This is a genomic window from Mesorhizobium sp. M2A.F.Ca.ET.037.01.1.1, from assembly GCF_003998075.1.
In the GTDB taxonomy this organism is placed as follows: Bacteria; Pseudomonadota; Alphaproteobacteria; order Rhizobiales; family Rhizobiaceae; genus Mesorhizobium.
Map to the genome: position 1 here is coordinate 1 of NZ_RZSA01001389.1, position 1,269 is coordinate 1,269.

General features: G+C 66.4%; 1 protein-coding gene. It reads left to right on the forward strand.

Going from position 1 to position 1,269, the window contains the following annotated elements:
• On the forward strand, positions 1 to 1,095 hold a 1,095-nt coding region (locus EOA27_RS36995), incomplete at its 5' end, for an aminopeptidase N C-terminal domain-containing protein (protein WP_127258784.1).
• Positions 1,096 to 1,269: the final 174 nt, after the last annotated feature.

Genomic DNA, 1,269 nt, shown 5'->3' on the forward strand with positions numbered 1-1,269 from the left:
GTCATCCATATCCGCAAGCGCCGGCACACGGTGCGCTTCTCCGGCGTTTCGGAGCGGCCGTCGGTATCGCTCAACCGCGGCTTCTCGGCGCCAATCACGCTTTCGGTGCAGCAGAAGGCGGACGACCAGTTCTTCTTGGCGGCGCATGACAGCGACCCCTTCGCGCGCTGGCAGGCGTTCAACACGCTTTTGACCGACGCGCTGATCGCCGCCTTCCGCCAGATCCTCGGCGGCAAGGAGCCGGCCTTCGCAGGACGGCTGGCTGAGCTTGCCGGCAGGATCGCCGGCGACGAGGCGCTGGAGCCGGCCTACCGGGCACTGGCGCTCACGCTTCCTGGTGAAGCCGACATTGCCCGCGACATCGGGAAGGGCATCAACCCCGACGCCATCTTCGCCGCGCGCGAGGCGCTGGCGCGGGCGATCGCCGGGACAAATCGCGATGCCTTTTCCGCTCTCTATGACAGCCTCGCCGACAAGGGTCCGTTCAGCCCGGACGCGGCGAGCGCCGGACGCAGGGCGCTCCGCAACATCCTGCTCGATTATCTTTCGCTGCTGCCGGGCGGCGGCGCCCTCGCCGCGCGGCACTTCAATTCCGCCACCAACATGACAGACCGTGCCGCGGCGCTGGCCGTGCTGGCGCATCGCCATTCGGACACGGCCGAGGCCGAAGAGGCGCTGGCAGCCTTCGAGGGCCGCTATCGCGGCGACGCGCTGGTGCTCGACAAATGGTTCCAGATCCAGGCCGGCGTGCCTGGCGCGAAGACCGTCGACAAGGTGCGCGCGCTGATGCTGCACCCCGCCTTCTCGATCGCCAATCCGAACCGCGTGCGCTCGCTGATCGGCACCTTCTCCAGCGCCAACCAGACCGGCTTCCACCGCCCCGACGGCGAAGGCTACCGCCTCTTCGCCGAGACGGTGCTGGAGGTCGAGAAGCGCAACCCGCAAGTGGCGGCGAGGCTGGCGACCGCGCTGCGCTCCTGGCGCTCGCTGGAGCCCGGACGCCAGGCCAAGGCCAAGCAGGCGCTGCTCGATATGGCGAAGGTAGAGAACCTGTCGGCGGATCTGCGGGATATCGTGGAGCGGACGCTGGCTTGACTAGCGATCTCCCTCCTCGTGGGGGAGATCAGCTAAATTTCAATCAACTTTTAATCTTTTTCGCCCGGCCCTCTGGACAAGGCGAATCACGTTTGATTCTTTAATGGCGATTCGGGCGTGCGGCGTATCCGGATCATCCAGTATACGGCAGATCGGGGAGTGCCATTTATGGCC